The 24,699-nt window shown below is 38.5% G+C and carries 23 protein-coding genes; 4 read left to right on the forward strand and 19 right to left on the reverse strand.

What is annotated here, in order from left to right; genetic code table 11:
• Positions 1–293: 293 nt before the first annotated feature.
• From hemG to pepQ, 4 genes are read right to left on the reverse strand one after another with little or no spacing between them, the layout of a single operon-like run.
• Positions 294–824, reverse strand: a complete 531-nt coding sequence (gene hemG, locus ABN080_RS11995; RefSeq protein ID WP_072069481.1) for a menaquinone-dependent protoporphyrinogen IX dehydrogenase — start codon at positions 822–824, stop codon at positions 294–296.
• Between the two features lie 20 nt (positions 825–844).
• Complete coding sequence (trkH, locus tag ABN080_RS12000; protein ID WP_072064491.1) at positions 845–2,296, reverse strand: Trk system potassium transporter TrkH; 1,452 nt, start codon at positions 2,294–2,296, stop codon at positions 845–847.
• Between the two features lie 25 nt (positions 2,297–2,321).
• Positions 2,322–2,942 carry an IMPACT family protein gene (locus ABN080_RS12005; RefSeq protein WP_196554339.1) on the reverse strand — a complete coding sequence of 207 codons (621 nt, stop codon included), beginning with the start codon at positions 2,940–2,942 and terminating at the stop codon, positions 2,322–2,324.
• The gene (pepQ, locus tag ABN080_RS12010; RefSeq protein ID WP_196554338.1) at positions 2,942–4,276 is read right to left on the reverse strand and encodes a Xaa-Pro dipeptidase; all 1,335 of its coding nucleotides are present in this window, start codon (positions 4,274–4,276) and stop codon (positions 2,942–2,944) included. Before pepQ ends, ABN080_RS12005 begins: the two co-directional genes overlap by 1 nt.
• Positions 4,277–4,543: 267 nt before the next feature.
• On the opposite strand from pepQ, the gene fadB reads away from it, so the two are divergent.
• Positions 4,544–6,724, forward strand: a complete 2,181-nt coding sequence (gene fadB, locus ABN080_RS12015) for a fatty acid oxidation complex subunit alpha FadB (protein WP_349441156.1) — start codon at positions 4,544–4,546, stop codon at positions 6,722–6,724.
• A gap of 11 nt (positions 6,725–6,735) precedes the next feature.
• Positions 6,736–7,899, forward strand: a complete 1,164-nt coding sequence (gene fadA, locus ABN080_RS12020; RefSeq protein WP_349441157.1) for an acetyl-CoA C-acyltransferase FadA — start codon at positions 6,736–6,738, stop codon at positions 7,897–7,899.
• 142 nt (positions 7,900–8,041) lie between these two features.
• Here the strand turns inward: fadA and fre are convergent, their stop codons facing one another.
• From fre to pepE, 3 genes are all read right to left on the reverse strand, one after another.
• Positions 8,042–8,743 (reverse strand): NAD(P)H-flavin reductase, encoded by a 702-nt coding sequence (gene fre, locus ABN080_RS12025; RefSeq protein WP_072069486.1) that lies wholly within the window; start codon positions 8,741–8,743, stop codon positions 8,042–8,044.
• Positions 8,744–8,758: 15 nt separating this feature from the next.
• The gene (gene ubiD, locus ABN080_RS12030) at positions 8,759–10,228 is read right to left on the reverse strand and encodes a 4-hydroxy-3-polyprenylbenzoate decarboxylase (protein WP_196554345.1); all 1,470 of its coding nucleotides are present in this window, start codon (positions 10,226–10,228) and stop codon (positions 8,759–8,761) included.
• A 119-nt stretch (positions 10,229–10,347) separates the two neighbouring features.
• On the reverse strand, positions 10,348–11,073 hold the full coding sequence (gene pepE / locus ABN080_RS12035; protein WP_072069488.1) for a dipeptidase PepE: 726 nt from the start codon (positions 11,071–11,073) through the stop codon (positions 10,348–10,350).
• Positions 11,074–11,360: 287 nt separating this feature from the next.
• On the opposite strand from pepE, the gene rfaH reads away from it, so the two are divergent.
• Positions 11,361–11,861: a transcription/translation regulatory transformer protein RfaH gene (rfaH, locus tag ABN080_RS12040; protein ID WP_349441158.1), complete on the forward strand. Its 501-nt coding sequence runs from the start codon at positions 11,361–11,363 to the stop codon at positions 11,859–11,861.
• Positions 11,862–11,924: 63 nt separating this feature from the next.
• Here the strand turns inward: rfaH and tatC are convergent, their stop codons facing one another.
• The 10 genes from tatC to udp form a co-directional block, all read right to left on the reverse strand.
• Positions 11,925–12,713 (reverse strand): Sec-independent protein translocase subunit TatC, encoded by a 789-nt coding sequence (tatC, locus tag ABN080_RS12045; protein WP_072069490.1) that lies wholly within the window; start codon positions 12,711–12,713, stop codon positions 11,925–11,927.
• A gap of 3 nt (positions 12,714–12,716) precedes the next feature.
• On the reverse strand, positions 12,717–13,235 hold the full coding sequence (gene tatB, locus ABN080_RS12050) for a Sec-independent protein translocase protein TatB (protein WP_349441159.1): 519 nt from the start codon (positions 13,233–13,235) through the stop codon (positions 12,717–12,719).
• 3 nt (positions 13,236–13,238) lie between these two features.
• Positions 13,239–13,508 carry a twin-arginine translocase TatA/TatE family subunit gene (gene tatA / locus ABN080_RS12055; protein ID WP_006535549.1) on the reverse strand — a complete coding sequence of 90 codons (270 nt, stop codon included), beginning with the start codon at positions 13,506–13,508 and terminating at the stop codon, positions 13,239–13,241.
• Between the two features lie 125 nt (positions 13,509–13,633).
• Entirely contained in the window at positions 13,634–15,271 is a 1,638-nt protein-coding gene (ubiB, locus tag ABN080_RS12060; RefSeq protein ID WP_072069492.1) for a ubiquinone biosynthesis regulatory protein kinase UbiB, read from the reverse strand.
• Positions 15,271–15,912, reverse strand: coding sequence for a ubiquinone biosynthesis accessory factor UbiJ (locus ABN080_RS12065; protein ID WP_197269601.1), 642 nt, complete (start codon positions 15,910–15,912; stop codon positions 15,271–15,273). Before ABN080_RS12065 ends, ubiB begins: the two co-directional genes overlap by 1 nt.
• Before the next feature lies 1 nt (position 15,913).
• Positions 15,914–16,669, reverse strand: a complete 756-nt coding sequence (gene ubiE / locus ABN080_RS12070) for a bifunctional demethylmenaquinone methyltransferase/2-methoxy-6-polyprenyl-1,4-benzoquinol methylase UbiE (protein WP_072069494.1) — start codon at positions 16,667–16,669, stop codon at positions 15,914–15,916.
• 83 nt (positions 16,670–16,752) lie between these two features.
• A complete protein-coding gene (gene rmuC, locus ABN080_RS12075; RefSeq protein WP_072069495.1) occupies positions 16,753–18,093 on the reverse strand; it encodes a DNA recombination protein RmuC in 1,341 nt (446 codons plus the stop codon).
• A 102-nt stretch (positions 18,094–18,195) separates the two neighbouring features.
• The gene (locus ABN080_RS12080; protein ID WP_164525886.1) at positions 18,196–18,726 is read right to left on the reverse strand and encodes a DedA family protein; all 531 of its coding nucleotides are present in this window, start codon (positions 18,724–18,726) and stop codon (positions 18,196–18,198) included.
• Between the two features lie 71 nt (positions 18,727–18,797).
• Positions 18,798–19,580, reverse strand: a complete 783-nt coding sequence (locus ABN080_RS12085) for a tyrosine-protein phosphatase (protein ID WP_349441160.1) — start codon at positions 19,578–19,580, stop codon at positions 18,798–18,800.
• A 151-nt stretch (positions 19,581–19,731) separates the two neighbouring features.
• Positions 19,732–20,490, reverse strand: coding sequence for a uridine phosphorylase (gene udp, locus ABN080_RS12090; RefSeq protein ID WP_023583501.1), 759 nt, complete (start codon positions 20,488–20,490; stop codon positions 19,732–19,734).
• A gap of 436 nt (positions 20,491–20,926) precedes the next feature.
• On the opposite strand from udp, the gene ABN080_RS12095 reads away from it, so the two are divergent.
• Positions 20,927–21,319, forward strand: a complete 393-nt coding sequence (locus ABN080_RS12095) for a YidB family protein (protein ID WP_349441161.1) — start codon at positions 20,927–20,929, stop codon at positions 21,317–21,319.
• Positions 21,320–21,411: 92 nt separating this feature from the next.
• On the opposite strand, the gene ABN080_RS12100 is transcribed toward ABN080_RS12095, so the two are convergent.
• Both ABN080_RS12100 and metE read right to left on the reverse strand, forming a co-directional pair.
• Positions 21,412–22,239, reverse strand: coding sequence for a hypothetical protein (locus ABN080_RS12100; protein WP_072069499.1), 828 nt, complete (start codon positions 22,237–22,239; stop codon positions 21,412–21,414).
• A 175-nt stretch (positions 22,240–22,414) separates the two neighbouring features.
• On the reverse strand, positions 22,415–24,688 hold the full coding sequence (gene metE, locus ABN080_RS12105; protein WP_349441162.1) for a 5-methyltetrahydropteroyltriglutamate--homocysteine S-methyltransferase: 2,274 nt from the start codon (positions 24,686–24,688) through the stop codon (positions 22,415–22,417).
• Positions 24,689–24,699: the final 11 nt, after the last annotated feature.

Here is a 24,699-nt window from a genome sequence, read left to right on the forward strand (position 1 = left end):
CAGATTGTCTGATAATTTGTTAAAGAGCAGTGCAACATTCGCTGCCGTTTCCGGTCTTCTGCGTTGTTGCGAGGAGGCGTATATTACGTTATTCCTCTGAAGAGTCAAGAGTTTTTTCAAACTTTTTTCTTTTCTCTTCACCGTCCTGCGTGGCTAGTTGTTTGCTCATCGCCGGTCAGTGGATGCGCATTATAGGGAGATCTCGGATTAGCGCAAGTGTTTTTTTAAAATAATTTTCCGTTCGTTCAAAACACCAACAAGACGTATAAAAACCCAACAATAAAGGTGGGATATCACTCAATTTTGGCAAAATAAGAGGCAAATTCGCTTACTTTATTCCAATCCGTATATTCAATTTCTTTTGTAGGATCTGTTTCACCTTTAGTCATCTTCATAATTAGCTGGATCATGACTCTATCAATCCATTTATAACGAGGATAAAAAAGGGCACCAGCAAATACACCCGTTAATGTTGGCTTCCATGGGGTCTTATCTAGAAACTTACGCATATAAGCATTCGTTTCAGGTGTATTCTTTTCTTCTTTTCTTGCCGTAAGATTAACGCCAAAGAATGCGGACGGCATACTATTCAATTGTGCAAGATGGCGAGTGATAAATTTATCGAGAGCTTTATTAAAGTAACCATAACGAATAGAAGCACCCACTAAGACTTTATTATAAGCAGATAAATTTAAACTCTGCTGGACAGAGGTTAAATCTCTCACATCACATTCATAACCGTGTTGTCTTAATTCATTCGCGATTTGTATCATTATCTTTTTAGTTTGACCATCAGTACTACAATACAACAATAGCGCGCTCATACATCACTCCTTGTATTAGATTAATCACGCCAAAACGTTGGGGTAAATAAAACTAATAATGTGAAAACTTCTAGTCGTCCAAATAACATTGTTACGACGAGTATCCATTTTGCAGCCGGATTCATTGTCGTAAAGTTATCAGCGACAATACCTAGTCCTGGCCCAAGATTATTTAATGTTGTTGCAATAGCAGAAAATGCAGAGAACTCATCAACCCCCGTTGCGATCAACAACATTAAGCTAATAATAAATACCAAAGCATAAGCGGAGAAAAATCCCCATACGGCTTCAATAATACGTTCAGGTAATGCTCGATGACCAAGTTTGATGGTATAAACTGCATTCGGGTGAACAAGACGTTTTAATTCACGATTCCCTTGTAAGAATAAAAGTAAAATACGGATCACTTTTAATCCACCACCTGTTGATCCCGCACACCCACCAATAAAAGCTGAGCATAATAATAGAAGAGGTAGAAATGCCGGCCATTGTGCAAAACTGTCTGTTGCAAAACCAGCAGTTGTCGCCATAGAGACAACTTGGAAAAAGGCCTGATTTATGGTTATCCATCCTGAATCATATACAGAATAAAGCCAAAGAATACCGCTACAGATAATGACTAATCCCAATTGAATTGAGATAAACATACGAAATTCAGGATCACGCCAATAAATATTAAGACTTCTTCCTGTTAATACAGCAAAGTGTAAGCCAAAGTTACACCCAGAAATTAAGAGGAATACACCAATAATGATATTAATAGTTGGGCTATTAAAATAACCAATACTAGCATCGTGAGTAGAAAACCCACCAATTGCAATAGTTGAAAAGCTATGAGAAATAGCATCAAATACATCCATGCCTGCAATCCATAATGCTAAAGCACAAATGATGGTAAGCAAGACATAAATAAGCCACAGTGCTTTTGCTGTTTCTGCAATTCGAGGTCGCATTTTATTATCTTTCAATGGCCCCGGCATTTCTGCACGATAAAGCTGCATTCCCCCAACACCTAAAAGAGGAAGAATAGCGACTGCTAATACAATGATCCCCATCCCCCCTAACCATTGAAGCATTTGGCGATAAAACAAAATAGCTTTAGGTAAGGAATCTAGCCCTACTAAGGTTGTAGCTCCTGTCGTAGTAAGCCCAGAAAAAGATTCAAAAAATGCATCTGTTATAGAAAGGTGTGGTTGCTCAGAAAAAATAAACGGTAATGCCCCCACACTGCCCAATACAGTCCAAAATAAAACCACAATAAGAAAGCCCTCTTTAGGCTTCAACTCACTTTTCTTATGTCGGTTGGGGATCCACAGCATTAACCCAATGATCAATGCGACAATAAATGTTTGGCTAAATGCTCGTCCGGCACCATCTCGGTATATTAACGCGACAATACCAGGAATGATCATCGTGACAGAAAATAAGATAACGAGCAGTCCGACAATACGGGTTATTGAACGAAAATGCATTTAGCGATTTCCTTGGTAGCAAAGATTATTCATTTTTATCTAATGGGATTAATTGCATACTGCCACGACTCATATCGCGTAGTTTAATTTCCACTTCACCACTATGTACAGCTGGCAATGAAAGGATAAATGTGACTTTATCAGTATATTCACTTGAGAGCACTTGCCCTTGATATTGTTCAACGACTTGTTCAAGTAATGAAACAAGTGAATATTCACACTCCACATTAAAGCGTAATTGTGGCACTTTTGTCTTTGTAGATAATATTTTTAATGCCTGCTGAACACCACTACCATAAGCACGAACCAACCCGCCTGTTCCTAATTTGATCCCGCCAAAATACCGAACAACCACTGCGGTTACTTCTCCCATTCCACTTCCTAAGAGGGGAGCTAGAATAGGTTTTCCCGCAGTACCTGTTGGTTCACCATCATCAGAAAATCCTAATTGTTGCGAATCATCTGGCCTACCAGCAACAAAAGCCCAACAATGATGTCGGGCATCAGGAAATTGCTCTTTGATAGACTGAATATAGGCTTTAGCTGCATCAATGCCCTCAGTGTGAGCAATAAATGTAATAAAACGGCTTTTCTTTATTTCTTCACTGAACTCTACAGTTTCAGCGGGGATCAAATACGCTTTCATCAGGCTAAGTGTAAGTCTCTGGTCATATTTTCAATTTTGTTATCGTGGATAATAATATTATCTTCAATACGAATGCCACCAAAGGGTTTGAAGTGTTCAATTTGCTTCCAATTAAAATGAGTGCTGTATTTCCCATCTTTCCAAGGCTCTAATAAAGAATCGATGAAGTAAAATCCAGGTTCAATCGTTAATACCATGCCAGGTTCAATAATACGTGTACAACGTAAGAATGGATACATAGCAGGAGCAGCTAAATGAGTTCCTTTATCATCTTGCATAAACCCAGCAGCATCATGAACTTGCAGACCTAAAGCATGTCCTAAACCATGAGGCAAAAATGGTGTCGTTAAGCCAGCACTCACCATCTCTTCTTCACTAACACCTTTCACAATACCGTATTTATTGAGCAATCCAGCAATACGCTGATGCATTTGAACATGGTATTCTGTGTAACGCACACCCGCTTTCATCGTTGCGATCAGCGCTTGTTGCGCATCATTCATATCTTTAACTAAAGACGTAAATTCATGATTTTCTTTTGCGCTATAAGTACGAGTTATATCAGCAGCATAACCATTATATTCTGCGCCAGCATCAATAAGGAAACTACGGTATTCATCTGGTGATTCATGATCTAATTTTGTGTAATGCAACACAGCCGCATGCTCATTTAATGCAACAATATTCCCATAAGGTACATCGGTATCACGATGACCTGTTGCCATTAAATACGCCATATTAATATCAAATTCACTTAATCCTGCTTGGAAAGCTTCGCGTGCAGCAATATGTCCATTCACTGCCATTTTCTGAGCTTCACGCATACAGGCTAATTCATAACCTGTCTTATAGGCACGATAGTAATGATAATAATTAAGAAGAGATTGATTATTGATATTATCAATACTCACACCTAATGATTCAGCACGTTGCGTATTTGGCCCAATATAAGCAGTATTCTTATTAATATAAGGAGCAAGTTCTTTTTGAATATCATCAACATTTTTGAGATGAATTAATTCAATTTCATGCGTCCAATAGCTACTTGGTAGTGCTTCAACACTATGCCAATAATCAACTGGAGAATAAAACCATAATTTTGGTTTATTAACACCATCAACTAATAACCAGCAATGAGGTACATCAGTCACAGGTACCCATGCTTTAAAATGTGCGTTAACTTTAAAAGGATAATCACTGTCATCAAGAAAAATACGAATAGGCTCACCAGAATGAATTAATACGGAATCAAGATGGTGTCTGGATAAAGCATCACGCGTACGATTTTGTAGAGTTTTGATATGTTCTTGGTACAGAGAGAGCAATTTTTCCATTATTAATTACCTTATCTTATTCATTGTTAATGATTCAGCTTAACACGCCAACTCTTTTAGTAGCTAATGCCATAACAAAAATAGATTATTAGCGATTTATCTCACTTATTTTTATCAAATAGAGCAACGATATAAAATTCAACAAGTTAAATAATTTCACTGTGATCCTCCTTGCAGTTTTTTAATCAATTATTTGCATTTATTTAACATTGTATTCACACTCTTATTATCTGGTCATACCAGTCTATACTTTTAGGGAGAATACAAATGCTCTATCAAAGCGAAAATATTCAAGTCGATTGGGTGAAACAAGGTATTGTTGAACTCGTTTTTAACGCCAAAGGTTCTATTAATAAATTAGATACCAAAACAGTTGCGATGCTAAGCGAAGCTTTAACTGTATTAGAGGCAACACAAGATCTAAAAGGTGTTATTTTACGTTCTGAAAAACCTGCCTTTATTGTCGGAGCTGACATCACTGAGTTTTTATCCCTATTTGATGCCCCTGAAGAAGAATTGACTCAGTGGCTACACTTTTCTAATCAAATCTTTAGCCGACTCGAAGATCTCCCAGTTCCCACCATCTCTGCTATCAATGGTTATGCACTTGGTGGAGGCTGCGAATGTGTACTTGCTACCGATTTCCGAATTGCATCCCCTGATTTACGCATTGGTCTTCCAGAAACCAAACTTGGGATCATGCCCGGCTTTGGTGGGTCGGTACGTCTTCCCCGTTTAATTGGTGTCGATAATGCATTAGAAATTATTACTGCGGGTAAAGATGTTGATGCTCAAACGGCACTTCAAAATGGGTTGATCCAAGCTATTGTTCCACTGGAAAACTTAAAAGAGAGTGCAATTTCGCTAATAGAACAATCCATTGACGGCAAGATTGATTGGAAGGCCGCTCGTTATCCGAAAACAACGCCATTAAGATTGACAGAACTTGAACATAAGATGTCTTTTGGTGTAGCTAAAGGCATGGTGATGAAAGTAGCTGGCTCTCATTATCCAGCGCCTATCACCGCAGTTAAAACCATAGAAAAAGCAGCATTTTTAAATAGAGATGAAGCACTTGCTCTTGAAACCGAAAGTTTTGTCAAACTCACGCGCACTGATGTTGCTAAAGCCTTAGTCGGTATTTTTCTCAATGATCAGTATGTCAAAAATATTACGAAAAAACGGCATGCAGAATTACCTAAACAAGCAGCTGTATTAGGTGCAGGTATTATGGGCGGTGGAATTTCCTACCAGTCAGCCTTAAAAGGTATTCCGGTTATTATGAAAGATATTAACCAAAAATCCCTTGAACTGGGTATGAATGAAGCACTAAGCCTATTACAAAAACGCCAAGAAAAAGGTCGTATGACCGCTGTTGATATGGCGAAAACACTCTCCTCTATTCAACCAACACTAAATTATGCCTCTGTCAGCGATGCAGATATTGTGGTTGAAGCTGTTGTTGAAAATCCAAAAGTAAAAGCAACTGTACTTGCAGAAACAGAAGCATTATTAGCAGATAACGCGATCCTTGCTTCCAATACCTCAACGATACCTATCTCATTGCTCGCAAAATCCTTAAAACGCCCAGAAAATTTCTGTGGTATGCATTTCTTTAATCCTGTCCATCGCATGCCTTTAGTGGAAATTATTAAAGGTGAAAAAACCAGTGAAGAGACCATTAATCGTATTGTTAGTTATGCAAGCAAAATGGGCAAAACACCGATTATTGTTAATGATTGCCCTGGCTTCTTTGTAAATCGAGTCCTCTTTCCTTATTTTGCAGGATTCTCTCTATTGCTAAGAGACGGTGCTGATTTTATTGCTGTTGATAAGGTGATGGAAAAAGTATTTGGTTGGCCAATGGGTCCAGCTTATTTACTTGATGTTGTGGGTATTGATACAGCTAATCATGCTCAAGCTGTTATGGCTCAAGGCTTCCCTGACAGAATGGGAACTATTGAACGCGATACTATTGCACTGTTATATGAACAACAGCGATACGGGCAAAAGAATAATCATGGTTTCTATAATTACACAGTTGATAAACGAGGTAAAAAACAGAAATCAGTTGATGGGCAAATTCAAACACTCATTCAACAAAATGTGGGTAAAGCACAAGAGTTTAGCCAAGACGAGATTATTGCTCGCATGATGATCCCAATGATCAATGAAGTTATTCGTTGTCTAGATGAAGGTATTATTGCTTCACCAGCCGAAGCTGATATCGCACTAGTATATGGCTTAGGCTTCCCTCCTTTCCGTGGTGGTGTATTCCGTTACCTCGATACTATTGGAACTGCAAAATTCGTTGCAGATGCACAGCAATATGCGTCATTAGGGGCACTTTATCAAATCCCTGAAAGCTTAAAACAGAAAGCACAACACAACGAAACCTATTATCCAAAACCCACAAAAGTAGATGTTAACATCAGAGAACTCGCTTAAGGAGAGATGAAATGGAAAAGGTTGTCATAATTGATGGTATTCGTACTCCTATGGGACGCTCTAAAGGTGGTGCTTTTCGCCATGTTAGAGCAGAAAATCTCTCTGCTCACCTGATGCAAGCACTACTAAAACGTAATCCTAATATTAATCCTAATGATATTGGCGATGTGATTTGGGGTTGTGTACAGCAAACCTTAGAACAAGGTTTCAATATTGCACGTAACGCTGCATTATTAGCCGAACTTCCTCACAAAGTGCCAGCTGTCACGGTTAATCGCTTATGCGGTTCATCAATGCAAGCATTACATGATGGCGCTCGCCAAATTATGCTTGGTGATAGCCAAGTGGCATTAATTGGTGGTGTTGAACATATGGGTCATGTACCAATGACTTATAATGCGGATTTTAATCCATCTCTCAATCTTTCTGTTGCTAAGGCCTCATTTTCCATGGGGTTAACCGCAGAAATGTTAGCTAAATCATTCCAAATTTCACGTGAAGACCAAGATAAATTTGCTTATCGTTCTCACCATTTAGCAGCTCTTGCAACACAACAAGGCTATTTTGATAATGAAATAGTGGCTATCAATGGTCATGATGCAAAGGGTAATTTCATTAATGTTAAAAATGACGAAGTTATTCGTTATAACCCAAGTCTTGATGATTTAGCACAACTAAAACCTGTATTTGATCCCGTAACTGGCTCTGTAACAGCAGGAAATTCATCCGCAGTTTCGGATGGTGCATCAGCGATGTTTATCACCAGTGAAGGTTATGCTAAAGAGCACAACTTAAAGCCTAGAGCTGTTATTCGTGCTATGGCTGTTACAGGGTGCGATCCCGCAATTATGGGTTATGGCCCTGTTCCTGCGACAGAAATTGCATTGAAGAAAGCAGGATTAACACTCAGTGATATTGATATTTTTGAACTCAATGAAGCTTTTGCAGCACAATCATTAGCCTGTATGAAGAAAATGAATTTGCTAGAAAATCTAGATGACAAGATTAATTTAAATGGTGGTGCAATTGCCTTAGGACACCCTTTAGGTTGCTCCGGTTCACGTATAACAACCTCGTTACTCAATATTATGGAACGTAAAGATGCACAATTTGGCTTAGCCACAATGTGCATTGGATTAGGGCAAGGCATTGCAACGATTATAGAACGTGTTTAATGCGATATTCTGTATATCCACGTTCTTATCATTATGAAAGTCTTCTTTTCGATTGCATGGTTAGAAACCATTTTCCCGCCGTCAGGGGCGGGTTTTTTTATGGTTTTAAAAACAAAATCGATAATAACGTGGAAAAACGTTATCAAATAAATTCAAACGCATCGCTAAATAAGCGTGTTTTATCTGCATTACGTTCATTACAAAAGCGCTCTCTGGCTATTTTGGCCATTTCAAAACGCCCTGCAATGTAAATATCATATTCTGATAAATCACCAAAATCTTCGCTTATTGCAGTTAATACCGTACCTTTTCTGCCTCGCCAAGTTTCATCAGGTTGTTCAACTACGGGGACAACAGTTAAAGAAGGATGCAACTCTGATAATTCTTGTAATTCATTGAGATCATAGAGATGAATGCTTTCTCTTCCACCCCAATAAATTGTAATAGGTCTCTGTGGGTTTTCAGCTAATGCTGCCAGTAAAATTGAATGGGTATAAGAAAAACCTGTGCCACCAGCAATTAATAGTAGAGGACGCTGACTCTCTTTTTTAAACCATGCATTTCCATGAGGAATATCAATGGTGAGTTGCTGTTTTTCTAAAATCACATCAAGCACAGCCATCGCATAAAGATTGAGTTCAGAAGCACCAATATGAAGTTCAATAAAGTCTTTATTTTCAGGTATAGATGCTATAGAAAAAGGGCGTTTATCACGTTCATCCATAACAGCTAAAAGATATTGCCCAGCCTGAAAATCAAATTCGCCATCGGGTAATAGCCTTACCCGATAAACCGTATCTGTCATCGGCTCAACAAGTGAGACTTTACAATTCAGTATTGCCATGTTGTTCCTCTGTTATTATTTAAGAATATCGAGCTGTTCCCAAATAGTATCGACTCGTTGCTTAACTTCATCAGACATCACAATAGGTCTACCCCATTCTCTATCTGTCTCACCAGGCCATTTGTTGGTCGCATCAAGACCCATTTTTGATCCTAATCCTGAAACAGGTGAAGCGAAATCGAGATAATCAATAGGCGTATTTTCCATCATAATGGTATCTCTCGCAGGATCCATTCTGGTTGTAATTGCCCAAATCACATCTTTCCAATCTCTTGCATTGACATCATCATCGCAAACAATCACAAATTTGGTGTACATAAATTGCCGTAAATAAGACCAAACTCCCATCATTACGCGTTTAGCATGACCCGCATACTGTTTCTTCATAGTCACAACGGCTAAACGATAAGAACATCCTTCAGGAGGTAGATAAAAGTCTACAATTTCAGGAAATTGTTTTTGTAATATCGGAACAAGCACTTCATTAAGTGCAACACCTAATACTGCGGGTTCATCAGGTGGGCGTCCTGTATAAGTGGAGTGATAAATTGCATCTTTACGGCGCGTTAAATGCGTAATGGTAAACACAGGGAAAGAATCAATTTCATTATAATATCCTGTGTGATCGCCATATGGTCCTTCTGGCGCAAGCTCTCCCGGTTCAATGTAACCTTCAAGGATAATTTCAGCACTTGCAGGCACTTCAAGATCATTCGAAAGACATTTTACAACTTCTGATTTATTTCCACGCAATAAGCCTGCGAAAGCATATTCAGATAATGTATCAGGTACCGGTGTTACAGCACCTAAAATAGTAGCGGGATCTGCCCCTAATGCTACGGAAACAGGGAATCGTTCACCCGGATGTTTTTGACACCATTCTTGAAAATCTAAAGCACCACCACGATGCGATAACCAACGCATAATCACTTTGTTTTTACCCAGCACTTGCTGGCGATAAATACCCAGATTTTGGCGCTCTTTAAGTGGGCCACGAGTCACCGTTAATCCCCAAGTAATTAAAGGTGCTGCATCTTCAGGCCAACAATGCATAACAGGGATCTTTGTTAAATCAACATCATCACCAGTTAAAACAACTTCCTGGCAAGGTGCTTTGCTCAAGCGTTTCGTTGGCATATTTAAAACTTGCTTAAACTTGGGTAGCTTATCAAAAAGATCACGAAAGCCTTTCGGTGGATCGGGTTCTTTTAGAAATGCTAATAGTTTGCCGACTTCATGCAAAGCTTTAACATCATCTTGCCCCATTCCCATAGCCACACGCTCTGGTGTGCCAAATAAGTTACAAAGCACTGGCATATCAAACCCTTTGGGATTTTCAAATAACAGCGCTGGCCCACCGGCACGTAAAGTTCTGTCCGCTATTTCGGTCATTTCAAGGTAGGGATCTATTTCGAAGGTGATACGTTTTAATTCACCTTTTTCTTCTAATAATGAAAGGAAATCTCTTAAATCGCGGTATTTCATCATAATCTTACGAGCCAGTGAGTGAAAGAAAAGAGGGCAATGCCCTCTTTGAGACGCTATAAGCTAAACGCATAACTCACTAAAATGCAATGCTTTTTATTTGATAGCGTTTACTATACTTATAAACAACGGAATGGAACCCACTCTGAAAGTAATTTAGTATCAAACTGTTCAGGAAATGTTTTTCCATGTTGGAAGATTTTAAAACCTTCATTTTTAGCGCTGTAATAATGTAATTCTTCACCATGAATATATAAGTAACTCCCTTCACGGATAGCCACAACAATCTCTTCAGGATTAATAGCACAAAACTCAGCAATACGCTCATCACGTGTTTCACCCATATGACCACTAATAGAAGCATCAATGTAATGTGGGTTAATTTGAACAGGGAATAAGCCAAGTGATGGCATGATAACAGAGGAACGTACTGGCATGTCATTGGTTGTACGAATTGTTGGGGTTGCAACGTTACAACCTGCGCTCCAACCAATATAAGGAATATTACGTTCACGGACAGCACGTTGGATAGGAACAACTAATCCTTTTTCATGTAGCATTTGGTTTAATAACCAAGTATTACCACCGCTAACTAAAATACATTCCGCATTATTGATTGCGTCAACTTCTGAATCGAAATGCTCAATACAAGTCACTTCAATACCTAACACTTCTGATAAATCACGAGCACGTTGGTCATGATCAGAACGAATAACAGCATAGGCAATTAATACAGCAGAACGAATACCACGTTTTTTGATCATATTATCGATATTATCTTTCGCATAACTTAACCATCGTGGATCCCCGGCAATTTTTCCGTTACTTAATAAAAAAACTTCCATTACAGAACCTCTTTATAATTATGAATAGAACTCTAAGATAATTATCTTGAAAGCTTTTTCTTGTTTTTACCATCACTTTTTTGTCAACTTGTTACCTCTATCTGAGATCCAATTGAAAGTAACAAAAACGACCTCTTTTATTGCGTATGAACACAGCTTTTCTATTTTTTTTCCAGTATAAAACCACGTTAGGCTATTTTTACTTAAACCCAATAGATGACTGTTACCATAATTATAAATTTGCTATTATCACTTAAATTAAAATTAACTAACTTATTGTCTCTATTATGAAAAAATGGCACTTGCTGTATTGTAAACGAGGACAAGTTCCTCGCGCTATCGAACACTTAGAACGTCAGCAAGTGGGCTGTTTCACACCAATGGTTACCATAGAAAAAATAATAAGAGGAAAACGCACAGCAGTAACCGAGCCTCTTTTTCCTAATTACCTTTTTATCGAGTTTGATCCTGAAGTGATCCATACCACAACCATTAACTCAACACGTGGAGTGAGCTCGTTTGTCCGCTTTGGGCAATATCCTGTCACTGTTCCTCAAGATGTGATTGATACATTACAAATACCCCAACTTTCATCACTCACTTATAGTGAAGAAAATGTACCTCATAGTGGAGATAGTGTATTGATTACAGAGGGTATTTTTCAAGGAATTCAAGCTATATATCAAGAACCTGATGGTGAGGCTCGCTCAATTTTGCTTTTAAACATATTAAATAGCGAAGTGAAAAAATCAGTGAGTAATAAAGAATTTAAAAAAGAGTCCCCCTAGAAAAAGTTAACCCAGCTATTGCTGGGCTAATATCATATGATTCCAGGAACCTTGTTCCTAAAACTATTTTTGCTGTTCTGTTTCAGCTTCTTCCTCTGCTTCCTCAGCTTCTTCTTCAGGTGTTTTTCTTCGGCCGTTACCCACATAGAAACGCGATACCATGACACCGATTTCAAACAGTAAGTACATCGGTATTGCTAATAAGGTTTGAGAGAAAACATCTGGTGGCGTCAATACCATACCAACGACAAAGGCACCCACAAGAATATAAGGACGTTTTTTCTTTAATGCTTCTGGGGTTGTTACACCACTCCAGCACAGTAAGATAATCGCAATAGGTACTTCAAACGCCGCACCAAACGCCATAAAGAGCGTCATCACGAAGCTGAGATATTTACTGATATCTGGAATAAAGTTAACCCCTTCAGGGGTTGTATTAACAAAGAAACCAAATGCAAGAGGGAACACAACAAAATAAGCAAACGCCATGCCGAGATAGAATAATACCGTACTTGAAACAAGTAACGGCAACATCAGGCGACGTTCGTGTTTATACAATGCTGGTGCGATAAAAGCCCATACCTGATAAAGGATAACAGGTACAGAAGCAAAAACAGATACCATGATTGTCAATTTAATCGGAGTCAAAAAAGTAGAGGCAACATCTGTCGCACTCATATTTGACCCTTGTGGCAACTTATCGAGTAATGGAGCCGAGACTAATTGATAGATATCGTTAGAAAAATAAACCAGCCCTAAAAAAACCACTAAAACAGAAACCAAGCTATACATCAAACGCTTGCGTAGTTCTATTAAATGGCTGATCAGTGGTTGGGTATCATTTACTGCCATGTTTTAATGCTCACCATTGACCTGATCAGTTATTTTTTTCTCTATTGTTACTGTTTTAGTAACAGGAACTTCTGTCTTTGTAACACTTTCTGCCACAACAGGTTTATGGCTGTTAGCATCATCATTAACTTCATCAGCTTCAACAAGCGCAGCAAGATCAGAAGGTGAAGGTTCCGTAGAGTCGGTTTTTACAGACTGCTCTGTTGTTGAGTCTGGCGTTGAAGGTGCTTGATAAGTCTGCTTTAAAGACTGTGCAGCCTCTTTTAACTCATCCATAGACGCTTTTAACTCTGGCGATAACGTTTGTAAATTTGCTTTCTCTTCAACTTTCTTCAAACTCTCTTGGAGTTCTTGAAGTTTGAGTTCTTGAGTTAGCTCATTTTGTACATTCGCAGCCAAAGAGCGTAGTGCCCTTACCCAGCCAGCAATTGTTTTTACTGCTACGGGCAAACGTTCTGGCCCCAGAAAAACAAGACCAATCACCATGACCAATAGCAGCTGACTAAAACCAATGTCAAACACGGTTTATACCTGCTCTTTGTTTTTGCTCTCAGTTGTAGACTTCTCTTCTGTTGAAGTCTTCTGCGCTAAATTTTTAGTATCAAAATCTGCGTCGTTATTTGTTTTTTCAGCGTTGTTGGTGTCTTTATCTGCAGCTTCGTCACCAATCGCTTTTTTAAAGCCTTTTACTGATGCACCTAAATCTGAGCCCAATGTGCGCAGTTTATTTGTACCAAATAATAAGACAACGATGACAGCGATGATAAGTAATTGCCAAATGCTAATACCGCCCATTTTATGTTCCTCAACTATTTTCGGGGTTATACTTAATAACAGTGCCCATTATATACAACGAATTCAATTTTCGGGAATCTCGAATTCATCTTTTAACTTGCTCAAAGACAAACTTTGATGCGTTTTTATTGTGCATTACCAGATCTAAACCAACCCAAAATCCATGCAAGAAGACCTAAACTGATAAAAACACTGAATAATGTTTTAAAACCAGAAACAAAAAACAGGCTACCGCATAAAAACAGTGTCGTACCTATACCCAATAAAAATAGAGACTGTCTCTGTTTGACTCTTTGCGAACTTATTTGTTCCGTCAATTTATCTAGTGTTAACTTCATATTTTTATGTTGTTTCAGACTATCATAAACCAGCTCTGGTATCTCTGGCATTTTTTCTATCCAGTAAGGCGCCTTACTCTTTATACCATTCATTAACGCTGTAATACCAATTTGGCTATGCAACCAATCTTCTAAGAAAGGTTTTGCCGTTTTCCATAAATCTAATTGTGGATACAGTTGTCGCCCAAGCCCTTCAACATAAAGTAGTGTTTTTTGAAGCAACACTAATTGAGGCTGTACTTCCATATTAAAACGCCGTGCGGTATTGAACAGATTAAGCAACACATGGCCAAATGAGATCTCAGACAGAGGCTTTTCAAAAATTGGTTCGCACACAGTACGGATTGCAAATTCAAAATCTTCCACATTGGTATCTGCTGGCACCCAACCTGAATCAACATGTAACTCTGCAACTTTTCGATAATCACGATTAAAGAAAGCTAAGAAGTTCTCAGCTAAATAGCGCTTATCTTCTTTATTTAATGAACCAACGATACCGCAATCAATGCCGATATAATATGGATTTTCAGGGTGATCATAACTAATAAATACATTACCAGGATGCATATCTGCATGGAAGAAACTGTCTCTAAACACTTGAGTGAAAAAGACTTTTACACCGCGCTCTGCAAGAAGCTTCATATTCGTCTTTTGTGCATTCAACGCTTCAATATCAGAAACGGGAATACCATAAATACGTTCCATCACCATCACATTTTCATGGCAATAATCTGAATACACTTCAGGGATATAAAGCATCGAGCTATTTTCAAAATTACGGCGAAGTTGAATAGCATTTGCGGCTTCACGCAGTAAATTTAGCTCATCGAGTAATGTTTTTTCGTATTCGCGGATCACTTCTTTAGGTCGTAAACGACGACCATCAGGTAAAAACGGTAATAAATTTGCCAAGCGATACATTAAACGGATATCTGCTTTGATCACAGGCTGGATATCGGGGCGAATAACTTTTAGCACAACTTCTTTGCCGTTTTCTTTTAATTTCGCTGTATGAACCTGAGCAATAGAAGCCGAAGCCAGAGGTGTTTCATCAAAATCATCAAACCATTGATCGATAGGACCACCGAATGAATTTTCGATATATTGTCGTGCTTTTTTACCATCAAAAGGAGCAACTTTATCTTGCAATAGCGCAAGTTGGTCAGCAATTTGAGGAGGAAAGAGATCACGTCGAGTTGACAACATTTGACCTAATTTAATCCAAACAGGCCCTAATGTTTGCAATGCGAGTCGTAAGCGTTCACCTAATGGTTTTTCTGGATGCTTATTTTTGATCCAAAAGAGTGCTCGGCATCCCAATCTTGCAGGTAAAGTAATTCGATGTTTAGGAATTAATTCATCAAGCCCATAAGATAAGAATACCTGAATAATATGATAGAGGCGCTTTAACTCACTAAGGAGCATTATTTTTTCTCCAATGTGCCTAACCGTTTTTCTAGTTCGGCTGTTTGCTGTGCAAGTTGTTCTATTTCATCATAAAAATGGACTGTTTCTAATGTACTAGGTGCGGTTTTCCACTCCTCAATTAACGCATCACGCAAATAACCTTTTTGGTGACTCAAGAGTGAAGAAAATAACTGAACGCCCTTTCCTGCAACAACAGTCAAACTTTGCGCTGCTATGTCGCCAATATACGGTGCTAAATATTGCGCGGGGTCCCACTGCGCCATATCTAGCAATGCAGACCAATTTTGAACAACCTGCATATCACCATCAATAGTGATATCGCCACGATTGATCAGTTCTGACATTTTCTGGCGATCGCGAAGCTTAATCAGAGTAAGTAATTTTGTTTTTATCAAACAATCAGTTTCATCATCCCACTGGCTTAATACATCAACTTGTTGTTCGCTAAAGACTAAGTAGATGGAACGAGGAAACTCATTGATAGAAAGCGCCAACACTTTGCCCGCAAGGCGATTGCGGGCAGGTTTAAGCACATTTTCCTGATATAAAACGTGATTAAGAGCTGTCTCCATTGATGCTGTTAACAGCGGATACAGCACTTGAGTAGCAATATCATGAGAAAAAGTGGCTTTTTCCATCTCAGAATTTAAATCCTTTGTGTAGAGCAACTATACCGCCAGTCATGTTGGTATAGGTCACTTGGCCAAATCCCGCTTCTTCCATCATACCTTTTAAAGTTTCTTGGTCTGGATGCATACGAATTGACTCTGTTAAATAACGGTAACTTTCAGCATCATTTACAATCACTTGACCAATTTTTGGTAGGATATGGAAAGAGTAAGCATCATAAATCTTGCTTAAAGGATCAAGAACCGGTTTAGAGAACTCCAGCACCAGCAATCGTCCACCTGGTTTCAATACACGAAACATAGAACGTAATGCTTTCGCTTTATCGGTCACATTACGTAAGCCAAAGGAGATAGTGATGCAATCAAAATGGTTATCAGGAAAAGGTAACTCTTCAGCATTCGCTTGTACGTAGTTAACATTACCCACAATACCGTGATCGCGTAGCTTCTCACGTCCCATTTTCAGCATTGAATCATTAATATCAGCTAAAACAACTTCCCCATTTTCACCTACTAAACGAGAGAATTTAGCTGTTAAATCACCAGTACCGCCCGCAAGATCAAGAACTCGTTGATTACGTCTTACACCACTTGCTTCAATAGTATAACGTTTCCAAATGCGGTGGACACCGAAAGACATCAAGTCATTCATTAAATCATATTTAGACGCGACAGAGTGAAAAACCCTTGCAACCATGGTTTGTTTATCATCTTTGTCAACGGTTTGGAAACCAAAATCTGTTGTTTCCTTAGTTTGTTGAGTCATATTATTTGCCCGCTAATTAATCAAAATTTAGTAAATTCAGTACTGGTCTTATTTCAGAAATCTTTGTCTCTTTATTTTTCAAATCAATCAGACGTCGATTTTTCAATGAGATCATTATCAATCGTTTTTTTTATCTCAACCCCTAGGGATTTGAAGCCTTCCGCTTGACTGATAAGATTTCCACGACCTTCAGAGAGTTTTTTCATCGCCAATAAATAGCCAGACTGCGCTTTTTGAATACTGTTTCCTAGCCCTTGCATATCATCAACGAAAAGTCTTAATTTGTCATACATTTTAGCCGCTCTGTCCGCAATTTCTTGCGCATTTTGGCTTTGATATTCATATCGCCACAATGCCGCTATTGTACGCAAAGCAACAAGTAAAGTAGATGGCCCAACTAACATTATATTGTTTTTCAATGCTTCTTCTAACAAATCAGGAGAATGACCAATCGCAACAAGATAAGCTGGCTCTATGGGTATAAACATCAAAACATAGTCTAAAGACGTAACACCCGGTAGTTTATGATAATCTTTTACACTCAATCCTTTAATATGCGTTCTAATTGAGTTCACATGTGCATAAAGCGCCTGTTTACGTTCATTATCATCATGGCTACTAAAATACTTTTCATATGCCACCAGCGACATTTTAGCGTCGATAATGACATCCCTACCATGAGGTAAATGCACAATAACGTCAGGTTGATAGCGACCGCCATTTTCATGGCGAATACTCACCTGTGTTTCAAACTCATGGCCTTCGCGTAATCCTGAAGACTCTAATATACGCGCTAAAACCGTTTCCCCCCAATTACCTTGGACTTTATTGTCCCCTTTTAAGGCATTTGTTAGGTTAACCGCTTCTTGTGCCATCTTGACATTTAATTGTTGAAGCTGGCGAATTTCATGAACTAAGGTATGCCGCTCTCTGGCTTCTTGCCCAAAACCATCTTGAACTTGGCGTCGAAAACTTTCCAGTTGTTCACGAAAAGGTGACAGTAAATGCGTTAGTCCTTGTCGATTTAACTCTTCGGCTTTACGTCCACTTTGTTCAAAAATACGATTAGCCAGATTTTCAAACTGCGTCGCAAGCCGTTGCTCACTATTGACTAATAGCCGCTGTTTTTCTTCAGCAGATATTCGACTCTCTTCCCACCGCGTTGTCACTTCTCTTAATTCTGCTTCTTGAGAGGTAATAATTTCTCGTTGAGCACGCAATTCTTGCTCTAGTTGCTCTATATGCTGTTGTAAAGAGGGGATAATTGCTGATTTTTCTTGGGCAACGGCAAGCTGTGTGTAGTTTTCACGTAACATGGCTTCTTTATCAGCTAGACGTTGCTGGATAGACCACCAAACAAGCGCGCCACCGACCAGTACACCGCCTAATAAACCAATGATCCCATATAACAACTGAATATCCACTAAAGTGACCTTTTTGCTTTCCAGCGGGCTACGTTAAAACGCATAGATAATATTGTCTAGCAACAATTTACATCGTGACTTGATTTGCGATAAAGGACGCAATTATCCCACCCATTTCGCAAGCCATTGCAAACCAAAAGCACCGGGTGCCAAAATACCAAATGCCCAGATCATGGCTGATGTTAAATTAGCAATTTGAAAATAACGCTGTGGCATTGCACAAATGCCCGCAACTAAAGGCACGATGGCACGAAAAGGCCCAAAAAAACGCCCAATAAATACGCCCCAGATCCCCCAACGATTAAAAAATTGATGACCTCTAACAAGCGTTTGTGGTGATCGCGAAATTGGCCATAAGTTTCTCACGCCATCTTTATAGTGGAAACCTACCCAGTACGAGACCCAATCTCCAAAAAAAGCACCTAATGCAGCAGCAAGCCAAATCGGCCAGAAAAATAAGCCACTTTCACCAATTAAGGCCCCTAATCCCAATAAAATAACAGTTGCGGGGATCAACAAAGAAATAAAAGCGAGTGACTCGCCAAAAGCAAGAAAGAACACGATAGGAATAGCCCAGATTTCGTGCTCTTTTACAAAGAGAGTGATGGTATGAATGATATCTTGTACTGTCAAAATAGAGGCCTTAAATTCGGTTAACCTAAGTGAAATAAAACAGACTGATTAACCGAATATAAATCACTTCATTATTTGAGAAAATAACTTTGTAAGATATCTCGGCTTGCAGTATCTAAACCAATATCTTTCTCTAACCACGTATCGACGTTGCCATAATGCTGATTAATACTGGCTAGTGCCGTTTGTAAAAACTCTTCTTGTACAGAATAAACATAGGCAAATTTATCGACGATATGTTCACTCATTGTTTTAGCATGCTCTTCTAAGAGGTAAGCACGATAAGGGGCTAATGTTTCATTCGTGAGTAGGTAGTCTTCCATCACCACATCTAAAGAAGCACCGAGTGCAAACAAGACTAATGCAGAACCCACGCCTGTTCTATCTTTACCTACTGCACAATGTTGCACTACCCCCCCTTTTTCAGGTTGCTTTAATAGTGTAGCCAGTTGCTTATATGCAGGATTATTAATAGGTAATAACTTATATAACTGGAACATAAATGCTTTAGCATCAAATTGCTCTAATATTTCAGGTGTCAATTTTTCAAGATTAGCGGAGACTTCTTTTGATAATGGATTTGCAGGTGCATGATAATATTGAGCCCCTTCCCAAACCCGGTCTGGTTTATCAATAATTTCACCAGCGTCACGATAATCAATGATTTGAAAAAGATTTCTATCGACGAGAAGAGATTGATCTGTATGGGTTAATCTATCCAGTGATCCTGAACGAAAGAGCATTCCAGGTTTAATAACACCACCGTTACTTAATTTTTTCCCACCTAAATCACGAAAGTTGATCCCACCAACTAAAGGCAACACCGAAGGATGTGTTTGTAAGATATCAGTCATAACGCCTCTTCTCATTATTATGTTGTTAAGTTCTTAAAGACCTTAACAGAAATCATCTTCTGTTGTCATGTCATATTAACGTGATGAATTACCATACAAAAAAGCCCTTAATACTTTTGTATTAAGGGCTTTAGAACTCAATTGAAAACGCTTATTTCATTAAAATACGAGCTGCTTCAATAACGATTCCAAGTGCATTGTTTTCTGTTTTCTTCAGTAATTCTGCATCTGGAATTTCTTGCTGAGTACGGTTTACGATAACACCTGCAACCATACCTGCACGTAAACCTTGGCTTGCACACATTGTCAATAATGTTGCAGATTCCATCTCATAGTTCATTACGCCCATTTCTTGCCACTCTTTCATTGAGCCTTTGAAACGGCGAACAACACGGCCTGTATAAGTATCGTAACGTTCTTGTCCTGGATAGAATGTATCAGAAGACGCAGTTACACCTACGTGTACAGTTGAGCCATTGTCTTTAGCGGCTTTGTACAATGCATTCATACATTCAAAGTCAGAAACTGCTGGGAATTCCATTGGTGCAAAGTGTAAGCTCGCGCCATCTAAACGGACTGCGGCCGTAGTCACAAGAATATCACCTACGTTGATATGTTCTTGAATTGCACCTGTTGTACCAATGCGTAAGAAAGTACGAATACCTAATTGCGCTAATTCTTCAACTGCGATAGAAGTAGATGGACCACCGATACCCGTTGAGCAAACAATGACAGCTTTGCCATCAATTTCACCACGCCATGACGTGTATTCACGTAAAGAAGCCAGATGGACAGGGTTATCCATTAATTTTGCAATTTTTTCAACACGCTTAGGATCACCTGGAACAATTGCTAAAGTGGCACCCTGTAGGTCATTTTTGGTTAAACCTAAGTGAAATACATCAGACATATCGGACTCCTCAATGGGACAAAACCAATGTTCATTAAATTAAGACTTACTTTATCAGCTTTACAGACCTTTTTAGTGACCAATATCACCTACAAGGCGCCAAACAAAGTAACAATTTCATAAAATTGTGATTATTATCACGAAATATGGCGTTCGAAATACATTATCAGCAAATACATTATCAATATTCGCTTACTTCAATCATTCAAAATACTCATACATCCATTCTAATTAATTAGTATAGATGCAATAAACACCTTATCGAATATAAATACCCCAATATATATACTCTAAATAATTCAATGCGAGTGAATATAATCAACAACACTACAGCTTGAAGCATACGAGTATAGATGAATATACTAACTTCACGTACACTACCCGCCTTTAAAATTAACATCTAATGTGTGACACCTATTTTGTCACTGGAGTGATCATGAGTTTATTTAACCAAATTGCGAGCCTACTAGGTGGCGAAAAAATCAATCAATATAAAACTGTCCTCGACTGGGTTGAGTCTCAAGGTGGCATTGAAAGCTTAATAAAGCAATTTGATACAGCGGGTTTAAGTGAGCTAATCCAATCTTGGATAAGTACAAATACAAATTTACCTATCAGTGCTGAACAAATCGTAACTGTTTTCTCATCGCCTGTTATTAACGAACTTGCGTCAAAGATTAATTTAAGTGCAACTGAAGCCTCTGAAATGGCGGCACAATATCTACCTAAACTCATCGATAAAGTAACGCCTGATGGAGTGGTACCTAAAGATTTAGATTTAGTCAGTGCAGGGATGGATATTTTAAAAGCGAAGATTTTCGGTGGTTAAATAAAACAACTATTTTAATCGAGCCTATTTAATGCGTTTCCCCTTACATCCCATAAGAGAAAACGCATTATGTTCTTAATAATTAAAATTGATTACAGCAAACCTTCTTCAATTAACGCATCATGGAAACGTTGTTTCTCTTCTGGCGTTGCTTGAATACGCTCTAAAGGCACATCTAAAGCATAAGGGATATTTTGTTGTGGTGAATAAACAGCTAAGACATAAGTATTTCCATTTTGCTCAATCACAATAGGAGGTGTTTTCTTATTTCCTGAATAAGCAATACGAATATCTTTACCATCTAAGTTAAGATGATAAGTTGCAATAAATTGCTTATTACTCACAACCATTTTTGCCGGGATTGCTATTAATTTTAGAGGCTGAGTGCCTACCGATAATAATGCTTTTCTCACTTTACTCGTCAGTATTTGACGATAAATAAAAAAGATCACACTAAAACCAAATAAGCCGATAAAAATAATCGTACTAATTAAGCGAAGCCAAATATTATCTATTGCCACATCAACGGTCATTTTACTGAGATCATTTGCATCAGCGACGGGTTCAACTAACACATCTTTAGGACCTAAATCTAAAAAAGTAAAATTACGCGAAACTTCATTGCCTTTATAGCGCAAATCAACACTACAGTTAGTCAAAACAAAGAGTTGAGAGCGACAAGAGCCATTTACTGTAGCATCAACAGGTACGGCATTCTCACTGATTTTATAATCATAAAGAATATTGGGAATTTGATAAGCACTAAATACAGTCATTGCTAACATGAAAATAACTAAGAATAAGGTGCGAAATAATCCACCATCTCCTCTTAGTGGAACTAATTTCAAAGGTCTAGTTGGAAAAGCATCTAATACCTTATCCGAAAGTTTAATGCTAGTTTGCACAATAATTATATCCATAAAATTAAAGAGTTTTCGCAGTATAGCAACTCTAATGAATATCAATAATAAGATTTGTTCTGAGTTTTAATTAATACTCTTTTTTATTTATATAAAATTAGTCTGCTATTTTGATGATGTAACTCTTTATCAAAGTAAACATTCAAAAATAGCAGGCTAATAAGTAATTATTTTATTATGCGTTTTGGCGTAAATATTTAGCTGCTTCCACCATATTCGCTAATGCTGCACGTGTTTCAGTCCAGCCTCGTGTTTTTAATCCGCAGTCTGGATTCACCCATAAACGCTCTGCTGGAATACGCGATTGCGCTTTTCTTAATAATCCCACAATCCATTCCACATTGGGGACGTTAGGTGAGTGAATATCATAAACACCTGGTCCAATTTCATTTGGGTAATCAAAGTGTTCAAAGGCTTCTAAAAGCTCCATATCTGAACGTGATGTTTCGATAGTAATCACATCAGCATCCAATGCAGCAATAGAATTCATGATGTCATTAAACTCGCAATAACACATATGAGTATGAATTTGGGTATCATCATCAGCAACAGCGGCACTTAATTTAAAGGCATCAACGGCCCAATCAAGATAAGCTTGCCATTCATCACGACGCAGTGGTAATCCTTCTCGTAAGGCTGGTTCATCTATTTGGATTATACCAATACCCGCTTTTTGTAAATCGTCTACTTCATCACGTAGTGCTAACGCAATCTGTTTTGCAATTGTTTCACGCGTCACATCTTCACGAGGAAACGACCAACATAAAATTGTCACTGGCCCTGTTAGCATTCCTTTGACTGGCTTTTCAGTTAATGATTGTGCGTAAGTTGCCCAATCCACAGTAATGGCTTCCGGACGACTAATATCTCCAATAATCACTGGTGGCTTTACACAACGTGAGCCATAACTTTGTACCCAACCATTTTGTGTAAAGACATAGCCATCAAAATGCTCGCCAAAATATTCCACCATGTCGTTACGTTCAGCTTCACCATGCACTAATACGTCGAGACCTAGGTTTTCTTGCTCTGTTATCGCTTGCTTAATATGTTCACTGATATTTTTGCGATAAGCTACTGTATCAATATTTCCTTTTTTAAAATCAAGGCGTACCGTACGAATTTCAGTAGTTTGTGGAAATGAACCAATAGTCGTAGTTGGCCATAATGGCAGATTAAACCGAGCACGTTGGACTTCTGCGCGTTGGGTATAAGGTGAATTTCTTTCACTGTCTTGCGTTTTAATCGACTCTAAACGAGCGGCCACTTTGGCATTATGCACGCGTGTAGAATGCTGACGTTGACGAATTGGGGCACTGTATTGTGCCAATTGATCATCATACTCGCCTTCGGGTGCATTTAGTGCCCTACTCAGCAAAGCTACTTCTTCACATTTTTGAATAGCAAAAGCAAACCAACTTTTCACTTCATCATCAAGTTTAGTTTCTGCCTTTAAATCAATTGGGCTGTGCAACAATGAACATGAAGTTCCGATCCATAATGGACGTTTATCTTTTAGCGCAACGACTTGCTGATAACGTGTACTCAAATCGGCTTTCCAAACATTACGGCCATTAATGACACCTAATGACAGCACCCAATTTTTAGGTAATGTTTGATGTAAATGTTGCAAATCATCTTGGCCTGCTGAAATATCAACATGAAGCCCATTAATAGGTAAGTCCTTAATAATATCAAGATGATGAGAAACACTATCAAAATAAGTTGTTAGTAGTAATTTAACCTGTCCCGCTAATGCTTGATAAGCGGTTTGGTATGCGTTTTGCCATTCAATTGGTAAATCCAAGACCAATGCAGGCTCATCAATTTGTACCCACTCAATACCTTTTTCTTTTAATGCATTAAGAACTTGTTGATAGATAGGTAGAATTTCTTTTAAAAGCGTTAATCTATCAAATTCAGGTCCTTTTACTTTGCCTAACCAAAGATAAGTCACTGGACCCAGTAACACCGGTTTTATTTTATGACCAAGAGCTAATGCTTCATCTACTTCATCTAATAACTCTTTCCACGCAAAGGCAAATGATTGACCTTGTTGGAATTCTGGCACGATATAGTGATAGTTAGTATTAAACCATTTCGTCATTTCAGATGCGGCAACAGGTTTACCCGTTGGCGCTCTACCACGCGCAACTCTAAATAATGTATCAAGATCTAATGAGCCATCTTCATTACGGTGACGAGGTGGCACGTTGCCTAACAATAGACTTGTTCCTAATACTTGGTCATACCAAGCAAAATCACCAACAGGTAATAATTCGACACCTGCATCTGCTTGTTGCTGCCAGTGACGAGCACGAAGTGTTTTACCCACTGCGATAAGTTCTTCTTGTGAAATCTTGCCTGCCCAATAATTTTCTTGTGCCTTTTTTAGCTCTCTATCTAAGCCAATACGAGGGAAACCCAGTGTGTGATTGCGAATTGTCATAATTAAAATCC

This window comes from Proteus sp. fly-1089, from assembly GCF_040138965.1.
Classification (GTDB): Bacteria; Pseudomonadota; Gammaproteobacteria; order Enterobacterales; family Enterobacteriaceae; genus Proteus; species Proteus vulgaris_B.

Bases quoted from the DNA above. Each gene is read 5' to 3' on its own strand.
- hemG (WP_072069481.1), bottom strand. From the start codon at position 824: ATGAGCGCGCTATTGTTGTATTGTAGTACTGATGGTCAAACTAAAAAG.
- trkH (WP_072064491.1), bottom strand. From the start codon at position 2,296: ATGCATTTTCGTTCAATAACCCGTATTGTCGGACTGCTCGTTATCTTA.
- ABN080_RS12005 (WP_196554339.1), bottom strand. From the start codon at position 2,942: ATGAAAGCGTATTTGATCCCCGCTGAAACTGTAGAGTTCAGTGAAGAA.
- pepQ (WP_196554338.1), bottom strand. From the start codon at position 4,276: ATGGAAAAATTGCTCTCTCTGTACCAAGAACATATCAAAACTCTACAA.
- fadB (WP_349441156.1), top strand. From the start codon at position 4,544: ATGCTCTATCAAAGCGAAAATATTCAAGTCGATTGGGTGAAACAAGGT.
- fadA (WP_349441157.1), top strand. From the start codon at position 6,736: ATGGAAAAGGTTGTCATAATTGATGGTATTCGTACTCCTATGGGACGC.
- fre (WP_072069486.1), bottom strand. From the start codon at position 8,743: ATGGCAATACTGAATTGTAAAGTCTCACTTGTTGAGCCGATGACAGAT.
- ubiD (WP_196554345.1), bottom strand. From the start codon at position 10,228: ATGAAATACCGCGATTTAAGAGATTTCCTTTCATTATTAGAAGAAAAA.
- pepE (WP_072069488.1), bottom strand. From the start codon at position 11,073: ATGGAAGTTTTTTTATTAAGTAACGGAAAAATTGCCGGGGATCCACGA.
- rfaH (WP_349441158.1), top strand. From the start codon at position 11,361: ATGAAAAAATGGCACTTGCTGTATTGTAAACGAGGACAAGTTCCTCGC.
- tatC (WP_072069490.1), bottom strand. From the start codon at position 12,713: ATGGCAGTAAATGATACCCAACCACTGATCAGCCATTTAATAGAACTA.
- tatA (WP_006535549.1), bottom strand. From the start codon at position 13,508: ATGGGCGGTATTAGCATTTGGCAATTACTTATCATCGCTGTCATCGTT.
- ubiB (WP_072069492.1), bottom strand. From the start codon at position 15,271: ATGCTCCTTAGTGAGTTAAAGCGCCTCTATCATATTATTCAGGTATTC.
- ABN080_RS12065 (WP_197269601.1), bottom strand. From the start codon at position 15,912: ATGGAAAAAGCCACTTTTTCTCATGATATTGCTACTCAAGTGCTGTAT.
- ubiE (WP_072069494.1), bottom strand. From the start codon at position 16,669: ATGACTCAACAAACTAAGGAAACAACAGATTTTGGTTTCCAAACCGTT.
- ABN080_RS12085 (WP_349441160.1), bottom strand. From the start codon at position 19,580: ATGACTGATATCTTACAAACACATCCTTCGGTGTTGCCTTTAGTTGGT.
- udp (WP_023583501.1), bottom strand. From the start codon at position 20,490: ATGTCTGATGTATTTCACTTAGGTTTAACCAAAAATGACCTACAGGGT.
- ABN080_RS12095 (WP_349441161.1), top strand. From the start codon at position 20,927: ATGAGTTTATTTAACCAAATTGCGAGCCTACTAGGTGGCGAAAAAATC.
- ABN080_RS12100 (WP_072069499.1), bottom strand. From the start codon at position 22,239: ATGGATATAATTATTGTGCAAACTAGCATTAAACTTTCGGATAAGGTA.
- metE (WP_349441162.1), bottom strand. From the start codon at position 24,688: ATGACAATTCGCAATCACACACTGGGTTTCCCTCGTATTGGCTTAGAT.